At 66.4% G+C, this 20,275-nt stretch carries 20 protein-coding genes; 12 read left to right on the top strand and 8 right to left on the bottom strand.

From position 1 onward, the window contains the following. Positions 1-59: 59 nt before the first annotated feature. From ACFQ2S_RS22475 to ACFQ2S_RS22460, 4 genes are all read left to right on the top strand, one after another. Positions 60-1,172, top strand: coding sequence for an S-(hydroxymethyl)glutathione dehydrogenase/class III alcohol dehydrogenase (locus ACFQ2S_RS22475; RefSeq protein ID WP_386078309.1), 1,113 nt, complete (start codon positions 60-62; stop codon positions 1,170-1,172). Positions 1,173-1,277: 105 nt separating this feature from the next. Further along, a complete protein-coding gene (locus ACFQ2S_RS22470) occupies positions 1,278-2,000 on the top strand; it encodes an NYN domain-containing protein (protein WP_386078306.1) in 723 nt (240 codons plus the stop codon). 129 nt (positions 2,001-2,129) lie between these two features. After that, positions 2,130-3,314 (top strand): hypothetical protein, encoded by a 1,185-nt coding sequence (locus ACFQ2S_RS22465; RefSeq protein ID WP_386078304.1) that lies wholly within the window; start codon positions 2,130-2,132, stop codon positions 3,312-3,314. A 323-nt stretch (positions 3,315-3,637) separates the two neighbouring features. Then, positions 3,638-4,810: a hypothetical protein gene (locus ACFQ2S_RS22460; protein ID WP_386078301.1), complete on the top strand. Its 1,173-nt coding sequence runs from the start codon at positions 3,638-3,640 to the stop codon at positions 4,808-4,810. Between the two features lie 48 nt (positions 4,811-4,858). On the opposite strand, the gene ACFQ2S_RS22455 is transcribed toward ACFQ2S_RS22460, so the two are convergent. Both ACFQ2S_RS22455 and ACFQ2S_RS22450 read right to left on the bottom strand, forming a co-directional pair. Next, entirely contained in the window at positions 4,859-5,476 is a 618-nt protein-coding gene (locus tag ACFQ2S_RS22455; protein WP_386078298.1) for a TetR/AcrR family transcriptional regulator, read from the bottom strand. Between the two features lie 79 nt (positions 5,477-5,555). Beyond that, positions 5,556-5,732 (bottom strand): hypothetical protein, encoded by a 177-nt coding sequence (locus tag ACFQ2S_RS22450; protein WP_386078296.1) that lies wholly within the window; start codon positions 5,730-5,732, stop codon positions 5,556-5,558. Between the two features lie 146 nt (positions 5,733-5,878). Here ACFQ2S_RS22450 and ACFQ2S_RS22445 point away from each other — a divergent pair, with 146 nt between their 5' ends. From ACFQ2S_RS22445 to ACFQ2S_RS22430, 4 genes are all read left to right on the top strand, one after another. Continuing rightward, positions 5,879-6,805: an AEC family transporter gene (locus ACFQ2S_RS22445; RefSeq protein WP_386078293.1), complete on the top strand. Its 927-nt coding sequence runs from the start codon at positions 5,879-5,881 to the stop codon at positions 6,803-6,805. Positions 6,806-6,873: 68 nt separating this feature from the next. Then, a complete protein-coding gene (gene fghA, locus ACFQ2S_RS22440) occupies positions 6,874-7,707 on the top strand; it encodes an S-formylglutathione hydrolase (RefSeq protein ID WP_386078291.1) in 834 nt (277 codons plus the stop codon). Further along, a complete protein-coding gene (locus ACFQ2S_RS22435; protein WP_386078288.1) occupies positions 7,704-8,162 on the top strand; it encodes a YaiI/YqxD family protein in 459 nt (152 codons plus the stop codon). Before fghA ends, ACFQ2S_RS22435 begins: the two co-directional genes overlap by 4 nt. 29 nt (positions 8,163-8,191) lie before the next feature. Next, on the top strand, positions 8,192-8,812 hold the full coding sequence (locus ACFQ2S_RS22430) for an HAD family hydrolase (protein WP_386078286.1): 621 nt from the start codon (positions 8,192-8,194) through the stop codon (positions 8,810-8,812). A gap of 122 nt (positions 8,813-8,934) precedes the next feature. Here the strand turns inward: ACFQ2S_RS22430 and ACFQ2S_RS22425 are convergent, their stop codons facing one another. Further along, the gene (locus ACFQ2S_RS22425; RefSeq protein ID WP_386078283.1) at positions 8,935-10,179 is read right to left on the bottom strand and encodes an MFS transporter; all 1,245 of its coding nucleotides are present in this window, start codon (positions 10,177-10,179) and stop codon (positions 8,935-8,937) included. A 134-nt stretch (positions 10,180-10,313) separates the two neighbouring features. Here ACFQ2S_RS22425 and zapE point away from each other — a divergent pair, with 134 nt between their 5' ends. Continuing rightward, positions 10,314-11,432 (top strand): cell division protein ZapE, encoded by a 1,119-nt coding sequence (zapE, locus tag ACFQ2S_RS22420; RefSeq protein ID WP_386078280.1) that lies wholly within the window; start codon positions 10,314-10,316, stop codon positions 11,430-11,432. On the opposite strand, the gene ACFQ2S_RS22415 is transcribed toward zapE, so the two are convergent. The 5 genes from ACFQ2S_RS22415 to ACFQ2S_RS22395 form a co-directional block, all read right to left on the bottom strand. Continuing rightward, positions 11,410-12,633, bottom strand: a complete 1,224-nt coding sequence (locus tag ACFQ2S_RS22415) for a DUF1963 domain-containing protein (RefSeq protein WP_386078277.1) — start codon at positions 12,631-12,633, stop codon at positions 11,410-11,412. The genes zapE and ACFQ2S_RS22415 overlap by 23 nt on opposite strands. 100 nt (positions 12,634-12,733) lie before the next feature. Then, on the bottom strand, positions 12,734-14,026 hold the full coding sequence (locus tag ACFQ2S_RS22410; RefSeq protein ID WP_386078275.1) for a bifunctional folylpolyglutamate synthase/dihydrofolate synthase: 1,293 nt from the start codon (positions 14,024-14,026) through the stop codon (positions 12,734-12,736). After that, on the bottom strand, positions 14,023-15,006 hold the full coding sequence (gene accD, locus ACFQ2S_RS22405) for an acetyl-CoA carboxylase, carboxyltransferase subunit beta (RefSeq protein ID WP_386078272.1): 984 nt from the start codon (positions 15,004-15,006) through the stop codon (positions 14,023-14,025). The genes ACFQ2S_RS22410 and accD overlap by 4 nt, the downstream gene beginning before the upstream one ends. A gap of 67 nt (positions 15,007-15,073) precedes the next feature. Next, on the bottom strand, positions 15,074-16,006 hold the full coding sequence (locus ACFQ2S_RS22400; protein ID WP_386078269.1) for a CPBP family intramembrane glutamic endopeptidase: 933 nt from the start codon (positions 16,004-16,006) through the stop codon (positions 15,074-15,076). A 67-nt stretch (positions 16,007-16,073) separates the two neighbouring features. Then, on the bottom strand, positions 16,074-16,964 hold the full coding sequence (locus ACFQ2S_RS22395; protein WP_386078267.1) for a CPBP family intramembrane glutamic endopeptidase: 891 nt from the start codon (positions 16,962-16,964) through the stop codon (positions 16,074-16,076). A gap of 138 nt (positions 16,965-17,102) precedes the next feature. Between ACFQ2S_RS22395 and ilvD the strand changes: the two genes are divergently transcribed. The 3 genes from ilvD to ACFQ2S_RS22380 all read left to right on the top strand — a co-directional run bounded on the left by ilvD (position 17,103) and on the right by ACFQ2S_RS22380 (position 20,242). After that, positions 17,103-18,836, top strand: a complete 1,734-nt coding sequence (ilvD, locus tag ACFQ2S_RS22390) for a dihydroxy-acid dehydratase (RefSeq protein WP_386078264.1) — start codon at positions 17,103-17,105, stop codon at positions 18,834-18,836. Continuing rightward, positions 18,817-19,467, top strand: coding sequence for a hypothetical protein (locus ACFQ2S_RS22385; RefSeq protein ID WP_386078261.1), 651 nt, complete (start codon positions 18,817-18,819; stop codon positions 19,465-19,467). Before ilvD ends, ACFQ2S_RS22385 begins: the two co-directional genes overlap by 20 nt. A 73-nt stretch (positions 19,468-19,540) precedes the next feature. Then, complete coding sequence (locus ACFQ2S_RS22380) at positions 19,541-20,242, top strand: DUF6478 family protein (protein ID WP_386078259.1); 702 nt, start codon at positions 19,541-19,543, stop codon at positions 20,240-20,242. The last annotated feature ends 33 nt before the right edge of the window (positions 20,243-20,275 follow it).

Here is a 20,275-nt window from a genome sequence, read left to right as displayed (position 1 = left end):
TTGCATTGTCCGGGCGCATCGCCCACGGTTTGCCCGCAGTTTAACGAGAGGAAACGACGATGAAAACGCGCGCAGCGGTTGCACTGGCGGCTGGCAAGCCGCTGGAGGTGATGGAGGTCAACCTGGAGGGCCCCCGCGCCGGTGAAGTCCTCGTTGAAATCAAGGCCACCGGCATCTGCCACACGGACGAGTTCACCCTGTCCGGGGCCGACCCGGAGGGCCTGTTTCCTGCGATTCTGGGCCATGAAGGCGCCGGTATCGTGCTCGAAGTCGGCGAGGGCGTCACCAGCCTGAAGCCGGGCGACCACGTCATTCCGCTGTACACGCCCGAATGCCGCGAATGTGAATACTGCCTCAACCCCAAGACAAACCTCTGCCAGTCGATCCGCTCGACGCAGGGCCAGGGCCTGATGCCGGACGGCACCTCGCGATTCTCCACGCTCGATGGCGACCCGATCCTGCATTACATGGGCTGCTCGACCTTCTCCAACTACACGGTCCTGCCGGAGATCGCGCTGGCAAAGGTCAACCCCGACGCCCCTTTCGACAAGATCTGCTACATCGGCTGCGGCGTCACCACCGGCATCGGCGCCGTGATCAACACCGCCAAGGCCGAGATCGGTTGCCGCGCCATCGTCTTCGGGCTGGGCGGCATCGGGCTCAACGTGATCCAGGGGCTGCGGCTCGCGGGCGCCGACCAGATCGTCGGCGTCGATCTCAACCCCGCCAAGGTCGAGATGGCCGAGCGCTTCGGCATGACCGACTTCGTGAACCCGGCCGAGGTCGACGGCGATCTCGTCGCCTATCTCGTGAACCTCACCAAGGGCGGCGCCGACTACACCTTCGATGCCACCGGCAACGTCAACGTCATGCGCACCGCGCTCGAATCGGCGCACAAGGGCTGGGGCGAATCGATCATCATCGGCGTGGCGCCGGCTGGCGCCGAGATCTCCACACGGCCGTTCCAGCTGGTGACCGGGCGGGTCTGGAAAGGCACGGCCTTCGGTGGCGCCCGCGGGCGCACCGACGTGCCCAAGATCGTCGACTGGTACATGCAGGGCAAGATCGAGATCGACCCGATGATCACCCACACGCTCAGCCTCGACGAGATCAACAAGGGCTTCGACCTGATGCATGCCGGCGAATCGATCCGCTCGGTGGTGGTCTACTGAGCCCTTGAACTTTGCGCTAACGGGCCCCTTCTTCTGACTGAATACATCTTGCGGGGGTCCGGGGGTGCAAAATCCCCGGTCCGCCGCCAACCAACAAAGGCAAACATGCCCGACCAACAACCGCTCCTCGCCGTCCTGATCGACGCCGACAACACCTCGCCGCAATTCGCCAAGGCGATCTTCGACGAGATCGCCGCCTATGGCGAAGCCTCCGTCCGCCGGGTTTACGGCGACTTCTCGTCCAGCCAGATGAAGGGCTGGTCCAAGGTCCAGGCGGAGTTCGGTCTCGTGCCGCATCACCAGCCCGCCAATACCGTGGGCAAGAACGCCTCCGACATCGCGCTGGTGATTGACGCGATGGACCTTCTGCATACCGGCCGCTTCGACGGCTTCGTGCTGGTCTCCTCCGACAGCGATTTCACCCGGCTTTCGAGCCGCATCCGCGAACAGGGCCTCGACGTCTACGGCATCGGGCAACGCAAGACGCCGGAGGCCTTCCGCAAGGCCTGCAAGCGCTTCATCTATCTCGAGAACATCGACACCCGCGCCGCAAGCGACGCCGAGCCCGCCAGCACGCGCAAGGATGCCGCCAAGGCCAAACCGCTCACCGAGGCGCGAGATCTCATCCTCAAGGCGATGGACGGCATCGACCAGGATGACGACTGGTATACCCTCGGCCAGCTCGGTCAGTTCGTGGTCTCCGCCAACCCGGATTTCGACACCCGCACCTACGGCAAGAAGAAGCTCTCGGACCTCGTGGAATCGATCAAGATTTTCGAAACGCGCCGCGGACCGGGCAATCAATTGCAGGTGCGCAGGCTGGATTGATCCAAACGGCCGTAAGCGTCGATTCCAAAAAGAAATTCTGATAGCCTCCCCGGGGTCGTCGCGTATGGGTGCGATTCCGTCGGCCATTTCGAGAGTCGAACACGTTTATTCTGCAGGGGGTTACAGGCCATGGCAAAAGTCGCATTCACGAACAATCAGAGCTACCTCGGGCGGTATTCCGACCTCGAAGACTATCAGATAGCGAAGTTCAACGCGAAAGACGGGATCATCAGGCTGGTCTATGACCAGAAGGAGGCAGGGCGCGGTTTCGATCCCGAGCGGTCGGCCTGGTCGGTCACCATCACCCTGTCGAAACTCGACACCTACAAGCCCGACCATGGCGACTATGCCGGCGAAACGCTCATCACCAACGGCAAGGTCAACCGGATCGAGTGGTTCGACAAGGCCGGCAAGACCCAGGTCAAGATGACAGACATCGGCCTGGAGGCCGGTCTGTTCCACCAGTACCTGCGCGAAGACCCCAACAAGCTCTATGCCAACCTCGTCGCCGACAACAGCACCTTCACCGGGCCGAAATCGGCTAACAGCGGCGTGGACGTGACGACCGGCGCCGGCAACGACGTGGTGAACGCGGGACCGGGCGGCAGCTACATCAAGGATGCCGGCGGCGCGGACCGCTATATCGGCACGGACAGCGACCGGTGGGACTCGGTCGCCTACGACCAATGGAACCGGACCGATCAGCCCCTGAACCGGGGCGTCGACGTCAACCTGGCCAAGAAGCGCGCCGTGGGACCGGACGGCAAGGTCGACAAGCTGGTGGATATCGAGCGCGTGATCGGCACCAACCGCAAGGACACCCTGAGCGGAGACGGCGACGACAACGCATTCGTCGGCCTGCGCGGCCGCGACGTGATCAACGGCCGCGGCGGAGACGACCGCGTGCAGTATTACCAGGACGCAGGCGCCGGCGGATATGACGGGATCGTCGCCAACCTGATCACCGGCAAGATCCGGGACGGCTTCGGCACCCTCGACCAGGTCACGAAGATCGAGGAGGTCGAGGGCACCGACACCGACGACATCTTCATAGGCAACGAGGTCGACAACTGGTTCCGCGGCCGCGACGGCGCCGACCGGTTCGTGTTCAAGGGAAGGGATTTCGGAACCGACTACGTCGACGATTTCTCCCGCAGCGATGGCGACAAGATCGAGATCCTGGCCGCCGACAGGATCCGCGACCTGACGATCACCCACCAGAGCTCGGGCACCTGGATCGAGCTGAACGACGATTCAAAGGTTTTCCTCGTCGATTGGACGGCAGACCTGCGCGGAAGCGACTTCTTTTTCTGACTGGAAACGCTCCTTCCTGTCTCAGTAGACAATGCGCGCGCGCCCTGGCGGTTTTGCCCCTGTAAGAGGCGCCCGTCAGCAGGCTTATCACGACCCATGCATATTTCATGATTTACAGATACTTAAGCTTTGTGGCCGGGCTGGGCCTCTGCCACAAAGAACGCTGCAGATCCCCAACCGGCCGATGAGGCAATCGTTACCTGCGGAATTCATTGGGGGACTCCCTCATGTGCAATCCGCCTGATAGTCTTCGCTACTGGTAGCGACATGGCGATTCCGGAAGACATCGCCACACGCATTATGGTCTGTATGGGGGATAATTCATGGCCAGAGTAGTTTACACGAAAGCGCACAATTACCATTACGGGTACTCACAGTTCGAGAACTACAGCGTCGTGCAGTTCAATGTGAGCAAGGGGTTCATGGTGATGCGCTACGATGCATCCATCGCTGGCACCTATGACCCAACCAAATCGCCCTGGAAGATCAAGATCACCTTCGAAAACCTGGAGACCTACAAGCCGAGCTCCGGCAAGTACAAGGGTGAACAGATCATCACCTCTGGCGACATCAAGGGCATCAAGTGGTACGACAAGTCCGGAGATCTCGAAGTCAAGATGACGGGCATCTCGCTGGATGCCGACGAATTCCATCACTACTACCTCGAGAATGCGTCCCGCACCTACGACAACCTCGTTGCGGGCGGCAGCACCTTTGTCGGCCCCACGAACGGCACCGGCATGGACGTGTCGACCGGCAGCGGCGACGATACAGTCGATGCGAGGGGCGGCGGCACCTTCATCAAGGACAAGGGCGGCGCGGATACCTACATCGGGTCTATCGAAAAGTACGACACCGTCAGCTACTCGTTCTGGAGCTATGATCGTCGGCCCACAGCGGAAGGCATCGACGTCGACCTGGCGAACCAGCAAGCCATCGGTCCGGACGGGGAAGTCGACACTCTGATCGGTATCGATCAGGTCTTCGGCACGGTCAGCGACGACTCGTTCAAGGGCGATGACGGAGACAATGTTTTTGCAGGCCTCAGAGGCGACGACCTCATTGGCGGCGGCAAGGGCTTCGACACTGCGCTGTATTTCCGCGACTCGATCGAGGGTGGCTATGACGGCATCATCGTGAACATGTACACGGGCGAGGTGCGGGACGGCTTCGGCACGACGGACACACTGTCGAACATCGAAAAGATCGTCGGAACCAGCACCAAGGACCGCTTCATCAGCAACAACAAGGACAACTGGTTTGAGGGGCGGGGCGGCAAAGACAAGTTCATCTTCAAGGGTGGCAAGTTCGGCTCCGACACCATCACCGACTTCACCCAGTCCCAGGACAAGATTGAGATCACGAAAGCGAATTCCCTGTCCAGGCTGACCATCACCCAGGAAGACGGCGGAACGCTCATAGCCTTCAACGACAATTCCGATATCTTCCTCAAGGATTTTGACGGCACGCTGACCGCGTCCGACTTCATCTTCTGAACGACGGGAACTGCGTCGTCGCCTCCGCGCCACCGGCGCGGGGGCGCGTCAGGCGCCGTAGCGCGCCATGAACATTTCGACCGCACCCTGCGCAATGCGGTCGTAATCCTTCGCATCGAAGTCGGTATCCACGCCGAGCAGCAGACGCGGGAACAGATCCACCTTGCACAGTTCGATGAACTGATCGGCCGCCAGCTCAAGGTCGTCGATCTTCAACTCCCCGCGCGCGATGGCATGGCGGAAATAGCCGATCAGCATGTGACGCGCCCGCGCCGGTCCGTTGCGCCAGTATTCGCGGCCGAGCTCGGGAAACCTTTCCGCCTCGGCGATCACGATCCGGAAAACGGCCCGGCCGATGTCCGAAAGCAGGAAGCACATCATCTGCGTTGCCGTCGCGGCGAGAACGTCGCGAACCGGCAGCGTCGGGTCGATCTCCTCGACCGCGTCGTAGGCCTGCTGGCAGCAATCGACCTTGGCAACTTCTAGGAACAGCAACCGCTTGTCCGGGAAGTAGCTGTAGAGCGTCGCCTTGGAGACGCCGGCCGCACGAGCGATGTCGTCCACGCTGGCGCCTTCGAACCCATACTGAAGAAAGACTTCGCGGGCGCCGCCGACCACCTGGTCGAATTTGCGCCCACGCCTGATACGGTTCGCAGCGACGTTCAAACGCGGCCCTCCTCGTGCGAGCAGAGTTTAAACCGTTCGGTTCAGTTTCCGCAAGTGGGGCCCACTGCCTGCGGTGTCGCTATTGCCCGGGGGTCGCCTGGGTCACGACAGATCCCGCACCGCGGGTGACCGGCGCCGCGCTGCCCTGCTCTTCGGACGGGAAGCTCAGATGCGGCATCTCGAAAGCGAAATAGGCGGCAGAGGGCGAGGACCAGAGCGAGGCCGCAACCGTCAACACGAAGACAAACCTGAACATGTGAAAACTCCTTTAAAAAAGACTTTGGAACGCGGGAATCATAGCACACTTACCTTACGGAAGCTTGCGGTACTTTCAGAGCACTTCGAATGCGATGCCGCAAACCCGACGGTGACGGCGGCACGGGCGCGTGCTAGGGGCTGATCATGCTGCCGATCTTTCTGAAAACCCTGCCCTTCTTCGGTCTGATTGCTCTCGGCTACGGTGCCGGGCGGATCCGGTTCTTTCCCGATGAAGCGACAGCCTGGCTGACCAAGTTCGTCTTCTACTTCGCGCTGTCCGCGATGCTGTTCCGATTCTCCGCGAACTTGTCGCTGGGCGAGGTGCTCGACTGGACCTTCGTCACGGCCTACCTCGCCGGAACCTTGGTGGTCTACATCCTCGCCACCGGCGTCGCCCTGATCCGGAAGCGGCCGATGGACGAGGCGGCCGTCGAGGCGCAATGCGCGGTGATCGGCAATGTCGGCTTCCTTGGCGTGCCGATGCTGGTGCTGTTGCTGGGCGAGGCGGCGATCGGCCCGGTGATGCTGGTGCTGGCAGTGGACCTGCTGGTGTTCAGCAGTCTCATCGTCATTATCATCACCGCCAGCCGCGACGGCCGGGTCGCGTTGGGCGTGCTGATGTCGGTGGCGCGCGGGCTGCTGCGCAACCCGATGATCGTCTCGATCGCCGCGGGGTTCACCTGGGCGGCACTCCAGATCCCGATCCCCGCCCCGATGAACGAGTTCCTGACCCTGCTCGGCGCCGCCGCCACACCCGGTGCGCTCTTCGCCATCGGTGCCTCGCTCGCCTCGAAATCCGCCGAGCGGCTCTCGGTGGCGGTATGGTTGTCGGTCTGCAAGCTGGTGCTGCACCCCGCCGCGGTGGCGGTGGCTGCGCTCTGGCTGTTCCCGGTCGAGCCCTACTCCGCCAGCGTGATGATCGCCGCGGCCTCGCTGCCGGTGGCGGGCAATGTCTATATCCTCGCGCGGCACTACGGAGTGGCGCCGCACCGGGCTTCGACGGCAATCCTCGTCTCGACCGCCGCTTCGGTGCTGACGGTTTCGACCATCATCGCCTGGGTCGGCCAATAGGCCCGCAGCGGCCCTTGTCCGGCCATCTGGTGCGCGGTAGGGCTGACGGGAAACCCAAGGAGGCGGCGATGGACACGATTTCCGAGAACAGGAGCTTCGGCGGCATTCAGGGCGTCTACCGGCATCATTCCGACAGTTGCGGCTGCCCGATGACCTTCGGGCTCTACCTGCCGCCGCAGGCTGCGACCGCCCCTGTGCCGATGCTGTGGTACCTGTCGGGGCTGACCTGTACCCACGAGAACGCGATGGTGAAGGCGGCGGCCCAGCAGCATGCCGCCCGGGCAGGGATCGCGCTGGTCTTTCCCGACACCTCGCCGCGCGGCGAGGACGTGGCCGACGACAAGGACTACGACCTCGGCCAGGGCGCGGGCTTCTACGTCAATGCGACGCAAGCCCCCTGGGCCCCGCATTTCCGCATGTGGGATTATGTGGCCGAGGAACTGCCGCGCCTGCTCGACAACGCCTTCATGATCGACCCCGACCGCCAGGCGATCACCGGGCATTCCATGGGCGGGCATGGCGCGCTCACCCTCGCGATGAACCTGCCGGGCCGTTTCGCCTCGGTCTCGGCCTTCGCGCCCATCGCCCACCCCACGCAGTCCGACTGGGGCCGCAAGCAGCTCGGCGCCTATCTCGGGGACGACGAGAGCGCCTGGGCCGCCCATGATGCGACGCTGCTGATGCGAGAGAGCGGGTTCGGCGGGCCGGTTCTGGTGGACCAGGGCAACGAGGACCAGTTCCTCGACCTGCTGAAGCCGGAAGCGCTGGCCGAGGCGATGGCCGCCCGCCGTCAGCCAGGCCAGTTCCGGATGCAGAAGGGCTACGACCACTCCTATTTCTTCGTCTCGACCTTCATGGGCGACCACGTCGCCTTCCACGCCGACGCCCTGGGGCTGGCGTGACCACGGTCTATGTCGACGCCGACGCCTGCCCGGTGAAGGTGGAAGCCGAGCGGGTGGCGACCCGCTACCAGGTGCCCATGGTGCTGGTGTGCAACGGCGGCATCCGCGCGCCGGACAACCCGCTGGTGCGGGTGATCTATGTCGACGAGGGTCTGGACGTGGCCGACCGCTGGATCGCGGCCAACGCCGGGCCCGGCGACGTGGTGATCACCGCCGACATCCCGCTCGCCTCCGATTGCGTGGCCGCCGGCGCGCTAGTGCTCAAACCCGACGGCGAGGAGCTGACCGACCGCAACATCGGCAACGTGCTCGCCACCCGCAACCTGATGACCGACCTGCGCAGCGCGGATCCGCTGCGCCCCGGCGGCGGACGGCCGTTTTCCAAGGCAGACCGATCCCGCTTCACCCAGGCGCTGGACCGGGCGTTGACACGGGAGGCCAAACGGCGAGGGTAGGCGCGACCCTGATTTGGAGAAGCTCCCCCATGCCCGTGGACCTCGTGATCTTCGACATCGGCAACGTGCTGATCGAATGGCAACCCGAACGCTATTATGACGCCGTGATCGGCCGCGACCGTCGCGAGGCGATGTTCGCCGAGGTCGACCTGCACGGCATGAACGACGAGGTCGACCGGGGCGGTGATTTTCGCGAGGTGATCTATGCCACGGCGGAGACCTATCCGCAGTGGCGCGACGAGATCCGCATGTGGCACGACCGCTGGATCGACCTCGCCCAGCCGCCGATCGACCATTCGGTAAGGCTCCTGCGGGCGCTGAGGGGGCGGGGCGTGCCGGTCCATGCGCTGACCAACTTCGGCATCGGCACCTTCGAGGTCGCCTCCGGCGCCTACGACTTCCTTAACGAGTTCGACGCGCTGCACATCTCGGGCCACATGGGTGTGATCAAGCCGGACGCGAAGATCTACGAGATGGTCGAGGCGTCTTGCGGCTGCGCGCCGGACGGCATCCTCTTCACCGACGACCGGGCGGACAATATCGCGGCGGCCGAGGCCCGGGGCTGGCAGACCCACCTGTTCGAGGGACCGCAAGGCTGGGCCGCCCGGCTGGTGGCCGAAGGCCTGCTGAGCGTCGAGGAGGCGGCATAGGCCGGACGCCCGTTAGAACTACATCCGGAACCGGAAGGGGGCTCCCCCTCCGGCTCCGGCGCTGACGCGCCTCCGGCCGTTCGGGGCGTGGCGCGCCTTCGGCGCGTCTGCCTGCGGCAGGGTCAGGCGGGCTGCATCCGGACCCGGAGGGGCTCTTCCCGCACCGGCAGGTGGATCACCGCGGAGAAGGCGCCGACGCCGATGCCGATCCACCAGACACCCGTGTAGCTGCCGGTCAGGTCGTACATCCAGCCACCCAGCCAGACGCCGAGGAACGAGCCGATCTGGTGCGACAGGAACACGAAGCCGTAGAGCGTGCCCATGTAGCGCAACCCGTAGATATGCGCGACGAGGCCGCTGGTCAGCGGCACGGTCGCCAGCCACAGCGCCCCCATGGCGATGGAAAAGATCACCACGGTTCCGGGCGTCATCGGCATCAGGATGAGAGCCGCGGCAACCAGCGTCCGGGCGGTGTAGACACCGGCGAGCAGGTATTTCCGGAAGTGTCGCTTGCCGAGCCAGCCGGCGTAAAGCGTGCCGCCGATATTGGCGAGCCCGATGAGGCTGATGGCGATGGCCCCGAGCGCGCTGGTGGTGCTCACCCCGAGGCTGTCGAGCACGCCGCCGGTCTGGATCGGGCCGCAGATCTCGGTGATGAAGGCCGGGAAATGCGCGGTGATGAAGCCGAGCTGGTAGCCGCAGCTGAAAAACCCGACGGCGATCATCGCGAAGGACGGATCGCGGAAGGCGCGGAGCAGGACCTCGCCCATGCTCTCCTCGAGTTCGGCGCGGGTCGCGGGCGCGGGGCTCCGCATCATCGGCAGCACCAGAAGGCTCGCCAGCACCGCGGCGGCGAACACGAGGAAGACGCTCTGCCAGGGCATGACGGAGAGCAGCCACTGGGCCACCGGCGCGCCGAAAACCTGTCCGGCGGAGCCGGCGGCGGTGGCGATGGCCAGCGCCATGGACCTGTTCTCGTCGCTGGCGGCGCGGCCCACGACGGCGAGGATCACGCCAAAGCCGGTGCCGGCGATGCCGAAGCCCACGAGAACCTCGAGCATCTGGTGCTGCAGCGGCGTCGTGGCGAGAGCCGAGAGCACCAGCCCGAGCGCATAGACCAGCGCCCCGGCGATGATCGCGCGGCGGTCGCCGAACCGTTCGGCGATGGCGCTGAAGACCGGCTGGCCGATGCCCCATGCGAGGTTCTGGATCGCGATCGCCAGCGAGAACTCCGCACGCAGCCAGCCGAAATCCTCGGCAATCGGGATCTGGAACACCCCGAAGGACGCCCGGATCGCGAAACTGACCAGAACGATGAGGCAGCCCGCGACGAGCACGGGCGTAAGAAGGGGAGCGCGCGTTTCCATTGCGGCAAGGTGCAGAGCCGGCCCGACACGGTCAATCGCAGAAAGGTGATGCAATTCATCAACATCCGTGAAGTCTGGCGAGGGCTGCCGCTGCGCGCTTTTCAAACCGGCCCATGCCGCCTAAACACCCAGAAATGACCCGCACGCTGATCGACATCTACAACGAGCGCGCCGCCGACGGGCTGCTGAACCCGGACCCGGCACAGGCCGCCGCCCTGCCGGAGCTCGAGCGGGTGCGCCACGAGCTTGCGCACCGGCCCGCCGCCCCCGCGCGGAGCGGGTTGCGCGGGCTGTTCTCCAAGCCTGCGGCGCCGGAACCGGTGCGCGGCCTCTATCTCTGGGGCGGCGTCGGCCGGGGCAAATCCATGCTGATGGACATGTTCTTCGAAGCGGTGCGCAGCGAGCGCAAGCGGCGGGTGCATTTTCATGCTTTCATGCAGGAGGTGCACGCCGGCCTGCACGAGGCCCGCAAGCGCGGGGTGCAGGACGCGATCCTTCCGGTGGCGGACGAGGTGATCGCCCATGTCGACCTGCTCTGCTTCGACGAGATGCAGATCACCGACATCACCGACGCGATGATCGTCGGCCGGCTGTTCGAGCGGCTGTTCGCGGCCGGGGTGGTGGTAGTGACCACGTCGAACCGGGTGCCGGACGATCTCTACAAGGACGGGCTGAACCGCCAGCTCTTCCTGCCGTTCATCGAGATGATCAAGGAACGGATGGTGGTGCGCGAGCTGGCGTCGGACAAGGATTACCGTCAGGACCGGCTCGCCGGCTCGCCGGTCTATTTCACGCCGAACGATCATGCCGCGCGGTCGGCGATCCAGCAGATCTGGGACGACCTCTCGGGCGGCGACGCGCCGCCGCTGGTGCTAACGGTCAAGGCCCGCCCGGTGGAGATCCCGGCGTTCCGCAACGGCGTTGCGCGGGCCGGCTTCTTCGACCTCTGCGGCCACCCGCTGGGCCCGGCCGACTACCTCGCCATCGCCGAGGTCGCCAAGGTGCTGGTGCTCACCGACATTCCCTGCCTCGGGCGGTCCAACTTCAACGAGGCGCGCCGCTTCGTGACTCTGATAGATGCGCTCTACGAAGCGAAGGTGCGGCTGATCTGCTCCGCCGCGGCCCAGCCGGAGCTGCTCTACCTCGAAGGCGAGGGCTCGTTCGAGTTCGAGCGCACGGCGAGCCGGCTGCGGGAGATGCAGTCGGCGGACTGGGCTGCGCCTGAGAAGATCATACAGCGCAGTGCCGGATGAATTGCCCGTCGTAGTGGCGACCCTCGGCCAGCCCATCACATGCGCACCAGACCGACATTCCGTAATCGTGCTCGGATTCCGTGTTGAGCAATGCATCGGCATGAATGCTGATGAACACGTCCTGGCCGCGCAGATCCTCTGAATTGTTCGGGAATTCCGGCTCCAGTCCGAACAGCCGGTGGCCGCGCCAGTCGGTGATCCGCGCCTCGACGAAGCCGCGCACCCCTTCCGGAATGGCCTGGAAGTCGGTGGCGGCGAAGGCATCGCGATATTGCGTGCGCAAAGCGCCCCAGAGCGCGTCCGGGCTGCCGAGCATAAGCGGCTTCACGGGATAGTTCGGCATCCCGTACATCAGTGCCCGGCGCTCTACCAACAGAGCGCCCAGAGCAGCCGCGTCCACTGAGCCTTCTGGCGGCTCTGCGGCGGCGCGGGCATGCCAGGGCTCCAGCTTGGCCAGCAGCGCCGGCGCATCCTCCATCAGCAGGGAGTAGAAGGCCTGTTTCTGCAGAATCACCTTCGTAGGCGGGTCGGGCCAATGTGCCTTTCGGCTGAAGAACTCCTCCCCGAAGCGAAGCTCACGCTGCAACCCCTGAAGCAGCAGTCGCGCGTCAAGTTCCGCAAGAGCCCAAGTGTCGATCCACGCGGCTGGATCGGCAAAGAGCTCGGGAAAGGCCGAGGGGCGCTGCTCGCCGCGATCAAGGAAAGGGACCGGATCGACCGGCCAGCGCTTGAAAGTCTGCGCATCGCCGAAATAGCCAAGCTCGTTGATCGGCGCGAGCGTGGCAGGCGCCGGGATCCGCGAGGCAACCCGCATCCGCTTGTCGTCGATGATCCGGACCGCGTAGTCGTGCAGCCCGACAAACACCAGCAGCGCACCGCTTTCCGGCAGGCCCGGCGGCCGGCTGCCGGTTTCCGGCTCGGGCTGCAACGCCCCGAGGTCGATCTGCGCGAGGAAGTGCAGCGGCGCACCATCCGTCCCGAGGGGCCAGACGAATTCGAGCGGCGCGCAAGGCGTACCACCGAGCCAGGAAGTGGCGCTCTGCCAGGGACGGAACGGCGACCGCAGTATCAGCGCCCAGGCAGGCAATTCGCTCGCCCGGTCGGCGCTGCCGGTGCGGGCCTCCAACTCGGCGAGGATCTGGTCGACATCGATCGACGCCCTCTTTTCAGGGCGCTTCGCCTTGCGCAACCACTTGAACATCAGCCGTTTCCTCTCACCGAACTCACCGGAACTCTTGCACGAGGGGCGACAGTCTCCCACGCCCCGAGGGGGCTGCCGGGCGATGTGTTGCAGTCAGGTCTCAGCCGTTGTCGCGCAGCACCGTGCCGGCGAGGTAGAGCGAGCCGCAGATCACGACGCGCGCCGCCGGGGTCTCGGCACGGATGGCGGCAAGGGCCGTGGCCACATCGGGCGCCACCTCTGCCGGGATGCCGAGCCTGCGCGCGGCGTCTGCCAGCACCTGCGGATCGGCGGCGGCGCTCTCGCCCGGGATTGGTACCGCGATCAGGCCGTCGGCCCGTCCGGCCAGCGGCGCCAGCACGGCCTCGGGATCGCGGTTGGCGAGCAGGGCAAAGATCAGCCGGGTCGGCCGTTTCGGAAGGGCGTCGAGCGTGGCGGCGACAGCGCGGGTGGCGTGGGCGTTGTGCCCGCCATCGAGCCAGATTTCCGCGTCCGACGCGGCCTCGACCAGCGGGCCGCGACGAAGACGGTGCATCCGGGCCGGCCAGCGCGCGCCCGTCATCGCCGCCTCGCAGGCGGCCTCGTCGTGGCCGAGCGTACGCAGCGCGGCGATGGCGATACCGGCATTGTCGATCTGGTGAGGGCCGGCGAGCGCGGGCAGCGGCAGGTCGAACAGCCCGGTCTCGTCCTGATAGACCAGCCGCCCCCGCTCTTCCCATGTGTGCCAGTGCTGACCCTGGGCGAGCAGCGGCACGCCGAGCCGCGCGGCACGCGCCTCGATCACCTCGAGCGCCGCCTCTTCCTGGCGGCCGACGACGCAAGGCACGCCGCGCTTCAGGATCCCGGCCTTCTCGCCGGCGATCGCCTCGAGGGTGTCGCCGAGAAACGCCTGGTGGTCCATCGCGACCGGCGTGATGACGGTCAGGCGCGGCTCGGCGATCACGTTGGTCGTGTCCATCCGCCCACCCATGCCGACCTCCAGCAGCAGCGCGTCGGCCGGAGTCTCGGCAAAGGCGGCGAAGGCGGCGCAGGTCGTGGCCTCGAAGAAGGTCACGGGCGCATCGCCATTGGCATCGAGCGTCCGCTCCAGCAGCGCCGAGAGCGCCGGTTCGGAGATATCCGCGCCCGCGAGGTAGATCCGCTCGTGGAACCGCACGAGATGCGGCGAGGTATAGGCGTGCACGCGCAGGCCCGCGCATTCCAGCCCCGCCCGCAGCATGGCCAGGGTCGAGCCCTTGCCGTTGGTGCCCGCGATGTGGATCGTCGGCGGCAGCGCGTCCTGCGGATTGCCGAGCGCGGCGAGCAGGCGCCACGTCCGGTCAAGCGACAGGTCGATCTCTGTGGAATGCAGCCCGCTCAGCCGCGCCAGCAGCGCGTCGCTGCCGGTCACGGGGGCATCGTCGGGGGCGGTCACCGTGCCTTGTTCGCCTTCTTGGCCTCGTCGGCCTTGGGCGCGGACTCGGCGGGCGCCTTGGCCTCGGCCGGCACGTCGGCGGGGATCAGTTCGGCGTCCGACGGGCTCGGTAGCTCACCCATCACTGCCGGCGGCAGGCCGAGCAGCATCCGGGTGATCGTGACCAGCTCCTCGCGCATCTTGCGGCGGTCGGTGACCCGGTCGAGCATCCCGTGGTCCAGCAGGTACTCGGCCCGCTGGAAGCCTTCGGGCAGCTTCTCGCGGATCGTCTGTTCGATCACCCGCGGGCCGGCGAAGCAGATCAGCGCGTTCGGCTCGGCGATGTGGATGTCGCCCAGCATGGCGTAGCTCGCGGTGACGCCGCCGGTCGTGGGGTGGGTCAGCACGACGATATAGGGCAGGCCGGCCTCGCGCAGCATCTCGACCGCGACCGTGGTGCGCGGCATCTGCATCAGGCTCAGGATGCCTTCCTGCATCCGCGCGCCCCCGGCGGCGGAAAACAGGATCAGCGGCCGCTTGAGTTCCACTGCCCGTTCGGCGGCGGCGATGATCGCGTTGCCGACATACATCCCCATGGAACCGCCCATGAAGGTGAAGTCCTGCGCGGCGGCGACGATCGGCGTGCGGCCCATCTCGCCCTCGGCAACGAGCATCGCCTCTTTCTCGCCGGTGGCCTTCTGCGCGGCCTTCATCCGGTCGGGATATTTCTTCTGGTCGCGGAAATGCAGCGGGTCCTGGACCGGCTCGGGCACCGCGACCTCGGTGAAGATGCCGCCGTCGAACAGGTCCGCGAACCGCTCCCGCGGGGTCACCGGCATGTGGTGGTCGCAGCTGGTGCAGACGTTCAGGTTGTCCTTCAGCTCCCGGTGAAACAGCATCGTCCCGCATTCCGGGCACTTGGTCCACAGGTTCTCCGGCACCTCGCGGCGGGAGAACAGCGAGTTGATCTTGGGCCGGACGTAGTTGGAGATCCAGTTCATGGAGGGTCCTTCGCGCCAGTTGCGGGGCCTGAGATATGCCGCCTGACCGGTAAATGCAATTGCCCGCTCAGCGGGTGAGGCGCCGCCGGGTCAGCCACCAGACGAGCACGAGCACAGCGATCGAGACCACGATGGAAAGCGTCTGCGCTCCGCCGGCGCTGATCGGCTCCGCCGTGACGTAGAGCGCGAGACCGGTGATCGTGTTGGCGGTGGCGACGCCGAGGATGCCGACGGCGTTGTTGCCGAAGTGCAGCCCCATCGCCGCGCCGAGGCTGCCGGTCTTTTCGGTCAGGTCGGCGGCGAGCAGGCCGAAGACCAGCGCCGAGAGCAGCACCAGCGGCATGTTCGCCCCGGCCACCGGCGACCAGTGGAGCGCCGCGAACAGTACGGCGGGCAGCCCCATCCAGATCCAGCGGGCGGCGAACCGGGCGGCAAGCTGCTGTTGCAGGTAACCGCGGAACACCAGCTCCTCGGCGCCGATCTGGATGAAGATCATCACCAGCGCGAAGGGCAGGAACCGAAGCCACTCCGCAAGCGGCAGGCCGGGCACCGGCGCATCGACAAGGAACCCCAGCCCGATCATCACCGCGTAGACCGGGACAAGCATGGCAAGCGCGGTCAGGAAGCCCTCGGTCCACTCGGGCAGGTCACCGAAGAGCGAGCCCGGCCCCCGGAAATGAAACGCCGCGGCGGCCAGCAGCGGGCCGACGAAGAGGCCGAGGAACGTCGCGAGGACAAAGAACACCGATTCCGGCGTCGCGATCCCGGTGGCGCCGGTCAGTTCGGCCTGCAGGCTGCCCAGGGCCGAGACGAGGTGCAGCGGCGTCGGATCCTCCGGCGCTGCGATCTGCCGGGCCCGGATGAAGATCGCCCCCACCGTGATCGGGATCACGATCGCCACGTACATGAAGGCGATGAACACCAGGCCGAGACCCAGCCGCCAGAGTTGCGGGTAGTCCCTGGCTTCCGCCAGCGACGCTTCGAAGGCTGATGCGCGCATTGGTCAAGGCTCCTGTCCTGAAGGTGTTAGCCTGCGATGGCGGGTGCTGCAATCGGGTGGTTTTCGGTCAGACCTTGAGCGCCAGCCGCGCCGCCAGCCAGCAGCAGAACGTGGTCAGCACCTCCGGCAGCATCAGCGCCGCGATGGCGGGATCGTCGAGCCGGATCGGGATATGCCAGAGCGCCAGCCCCGATCCCGGCCCGGCGACCGAGACCAGCAGGATGCTGGCGATGTTGTTGGCGGCGTGGAACCCGATGGCCGCGCCGATTGCGCCGGTGCGAGCGGTCAGGTCGGCGGCGGCCAGCCCGAAACAGGTGGCCCAGAGCGCATAGAGCGGCGCATTGGACCCGGCCGCGCCGGGAGCGAGGTGCAGCAGGCCGAAGGCCAGCGACGGCACGATCAACCACAGCGGCAAGGTCGGGAACCGGGCGGCGAGCTGTTGTTGGAGGTAGCCGCGAAAGAACAGTTCCTCGGTGCCGGCCTGCACCAGGATCGCGGCAATCGAGACCGGCAACAGCAGCACCCAGGTGCCGCGCGGCATCGCCGTGTTGCGGACCGTCTCGTAATCCTGCGGCAGCACCACCCAGAGCAGCAGCAACAGCCCGCCGACCGTGAGCAGCACCCGCAGGAAATCGGAGACCACCGCCTCCCACGGGCCGAAGAGCGTCGCCGAGTGGCGGCCGTGTAGCGCATTGACCGCAAGAGCGAGCCCGACCGCGAAGAACCCGAAGGTGAACAGGGAATAGAGCGCCGCGAAGGCCGTCGCGTTGTCGCTGTCGGTGGCCTCGAGGATCGCATCCGTGGTCTCCAGACCCACCAGGTTCGACACCAGCGCGAAGCCCGCCTGGTAGAGCGCGATCCCCGCCACGACGGTCAGCACCACGCCGGCCAGGGTGCGCCACAGTTCGGGCGCTCCCCGCGCGGGCGCGACATAACTCAGGTGCGGTCGATAGCTCATCGGGCGTCCTTTCCCGCGAAGAGGTAGGCCGTCGGGCGACCCGGCGCAATCGCCCTGCAGGTCTCCGGCGGCGCGAAGCACCTTGCTCCCTTTCGGCCCGGGGTCTATTCCAACCGGCAAGCCAGACAGGGGAAAGCCATGCTGAAGCGTCCTTATGACAAGTCCAAACTGCCCAGCCGCCATGTCACCGAAGGGCCGGCGCGGGCGCCGCACCGCTCCTATTACTATGCCATGGGGCTTTCCGAGGAAGAGATCGCGCAGCCCTTCGTGGGCGTCGCGACCTGCTGGAACGAGGCCGCCCCCTGCAACATCGCGCTGAACCGGCAGGCGCAGGCGGTGAAGCTCGGTGTCAAGCACGCCGACGGCACGCCGCGCGAGTTCACCACCATCACCGTCACCGACGGCATCGCCATGGGCCACGAGGGCATGCGCTCGTCGCTGGCCAGCCGCGAGGCGATCGCCGACACCGTTGAGCTCACCATGCGCGGCCATGGCTACGACGCGCTCGTCGGCCTCGCCGGCTGCGACAAGTCGCTGCCGGGGATGATGATGGCGATGGTCCGGCTCAACGTTCCCTCCGTCTTCATCTACGGCGGTTCGATCATGCCGGGCCGGTTCGAGGGCCGCGACGTGACCGTTCAGGACGTGTTCGAGGCCGTCGGCCGCCACCAGGCCGGCGCCAACACCGACGAGGAACTGCGCGCGCTGGAAAAGGTCGCCTGCCCCTCCGCTGGCGCCTGCGGCGGCCAGTTCACCGCCAACACCATGGCTTGCGTCTCCGAGGCCATCGGGCTCGCGCTGCTCAACTCCTCCGGCGCCCCCGCGCCCTACGAGAGCCGCGACCAGTACGCCACCGCCTCCGGTGAAGCGGTGATGCAACTGCTGGAAAAGAACATCCGCGCCCGCGACGTGGTCACCCGCAAGAGCCTCGAGAACGCGGCGCGCATCGTCGCCTGCACCGGCGGCTCGACGAATGCCGGCCTGCACCTGCCCGCGATCGCCCACGAGGCCGGGATCGATTTCGACCTCTTCGACGTCTGCGACATCTTCCATGACACGCCGTATTTCGTCGACCTGAAGCCGGGCGGACAGTACGTCGCCAAGGATCTCTACGAAGCCGGCGGCGTTCCGGTGGTGCTGAAGGAGCTTCGCAAGGCGGGCCTGCTGCACGAGGATTGCATGACCGCTTCCGGAGAGACCATGGGCGAGGCACTCGACCGGATCGAGGGCGAGGCCGACGGAAAGGTGATCTATCCGGTCGAGACCCCGCTCTCCCCCACCGGCGGCGTTGTTGGCCTCAAGGGCAACCTGGCACCTGAGGGCGCCATCGTGAAGGTCGCCGGCATGGAGGAAGAACAGCGCGTCTTCACCGGCCCGGCCCGCGTGTTCGAATGCGAGGAAGACGCGTTCGAGGCCGTCAAGGCGCGGGAATACAAGGAAGGCGAAGTAATCGTCATCCGCAACGAAGGCCCCGCCGGCGGCCCCGGCATGCGCGAGATGCTCGCCACCACGGCCGCGCTCTCCGGTCAGGGCATGGGCAAGAAAGTGGCACTCATCACCGATGGCCGCTTCTCCGGCGCCACCCGCGGATTCTGTATCGGCCATGTCGGGCCGGAAGCCGCTCACGGCGGCCCGATTGCGTTGCTCCAGAACGGCGACATGATTACCATCGATGCCATCAAGGGCGAGATCTCGGTGGCGCTGAGCGACGAGGAACTCGCTGAACGCAAAAAGAGTTGGGCAGGACCGCGAGAGACCATTTACGCCACCGGCGCGCTGTGGAAATACGCGCAGCTTGTGGGTGGGGCAAGGCTCGGGGCCGTGACCCATCCCGGTGGCAAAGAAGAGCGGCATGTCTACATGGATCTTTAACCCTGCATTGTTCACGGCGGCGCTTTCGGGCGCCGCCATGTTGCTGAGTTCGGCCTGCACGACGCAGACCCCGGTCAGCCGCGCCGCGCCCACCGCGCCGGCGCTTCGAAAACTCCCCGTCCTCGACAACGCCGTGGTGATCACAGCCCCTCCGGGCTATTGCATCGACATGTCCGGCAGCCGATCGGAACGGCGCGACGCCTTCGTTCTGCTGGCCTCCTGCCGCGCGATAACCGGAGACGACGGTGCCCCCGCGCCCTCCACGCCCGGCCTGCTGATGGCCAGCGTCGACGGCACGAACACCGCGGGGATGCCGCCGCAGGCGGAGATCGAGAAGTTCTTCGCCTCCTCCGTCGGGCGCTCCGCCCTGTCGCGGGAGGGCGATCCGGACGCGGTGACGCTCGGCGAAAGCCGTTTCCGGGACGGAACCTACATGATCAACGTCCGCGAGAGGGGCGGATCGGAGGTTCTCGGCGCGCAGAGCTGGCGAGCGGTCTTCTCGGTCAACGGCCGCATGGTCACCGCGACCCTGCGGGAGGTCGCCGAGGCGCCGATCAACTCCAACGAGGGCTTCCGCACCGTGGAACGCTTCGCCCGCGACATCCGCCGCGCCAGCCCAGCCGCACCCTGATCCCGCACGGGATTTGCAGAGCGCGCGGCTTTTCTCCTAGAAGGGTCGCAGGCAGGCCAACGGAGCGGTGGCGATGACAGGACAGGGGCGTGGGCCATCCGACCGGGGATACGCGGGGGAGTCGCGCGGCTGGCTGACAAAGCTTGGCCTTCGAACCAAGGCGCGCACGCCCGTCCAGCGCATCGCACTGTCGGCGGACCTTCCCGGGTTCGAACGGCCGCTCTGCGCCGACTGGCTCTGGCGGCCGGACCCCTGGATCAGGCCATGCTTCTCCGGCCCCGTCCCTGTCGAGGGTTCGGGCCAGAACATCACGCCGGGCGTCTCACTGTTCCACGACGCCACCGCCGCGTCCGCCACCATCGCCCATACCGCGACGCCGGAAGCCGACGCGCCGTACGGGCTCTCGATGGACGTGGGCGCCTTCGACGGCTCGTTCCTGTCGCTCGCGCTCGACCTTCCCGCCGACGGGATTGCAGGGATCTCACGCCGGCACCTGCTCGGCGTCTCTTTTCGCCTCGAAGCGCCTCCGGCGGCCAAGGTCTTTGCCCGGTTCAACCTGCGCCACGGGCCGAACACCGAGACCCTGCTGCGCGCGTTGCCTGAGACCCGGGAGGCCACCGGACGCATCCCGGTGGAATTCGACCTCGCCTATATCGAGATGAACGAGCGGCGCGTGACCGCCGCCTGGATCGATGTGATCTTCCAGCAGCCCGCGCAGACGGGATTCCGGATCGACGACCTCGTGCTCTATCGCCGGCCGCGGGCGCAGCTCTGAGCCGGGCCCGGCCGCCCGAGGTCTGACGCCGCG

This window comes from Tropicimonas aquimaris (assembly GCF_042676185.1).
Lineage (GTDB): Bacteria > Pseudomonadota > Alphaproteobacteria > Rhodobacterales > Rhodobacteraceae > Tropicimonas > Tropicimonas aquimaris.
The sequence above is the reverse complement of the archived record's forward strand: the minus strand, read 5'-3'. Positions and strand labels throughout refer to the sequence as shown.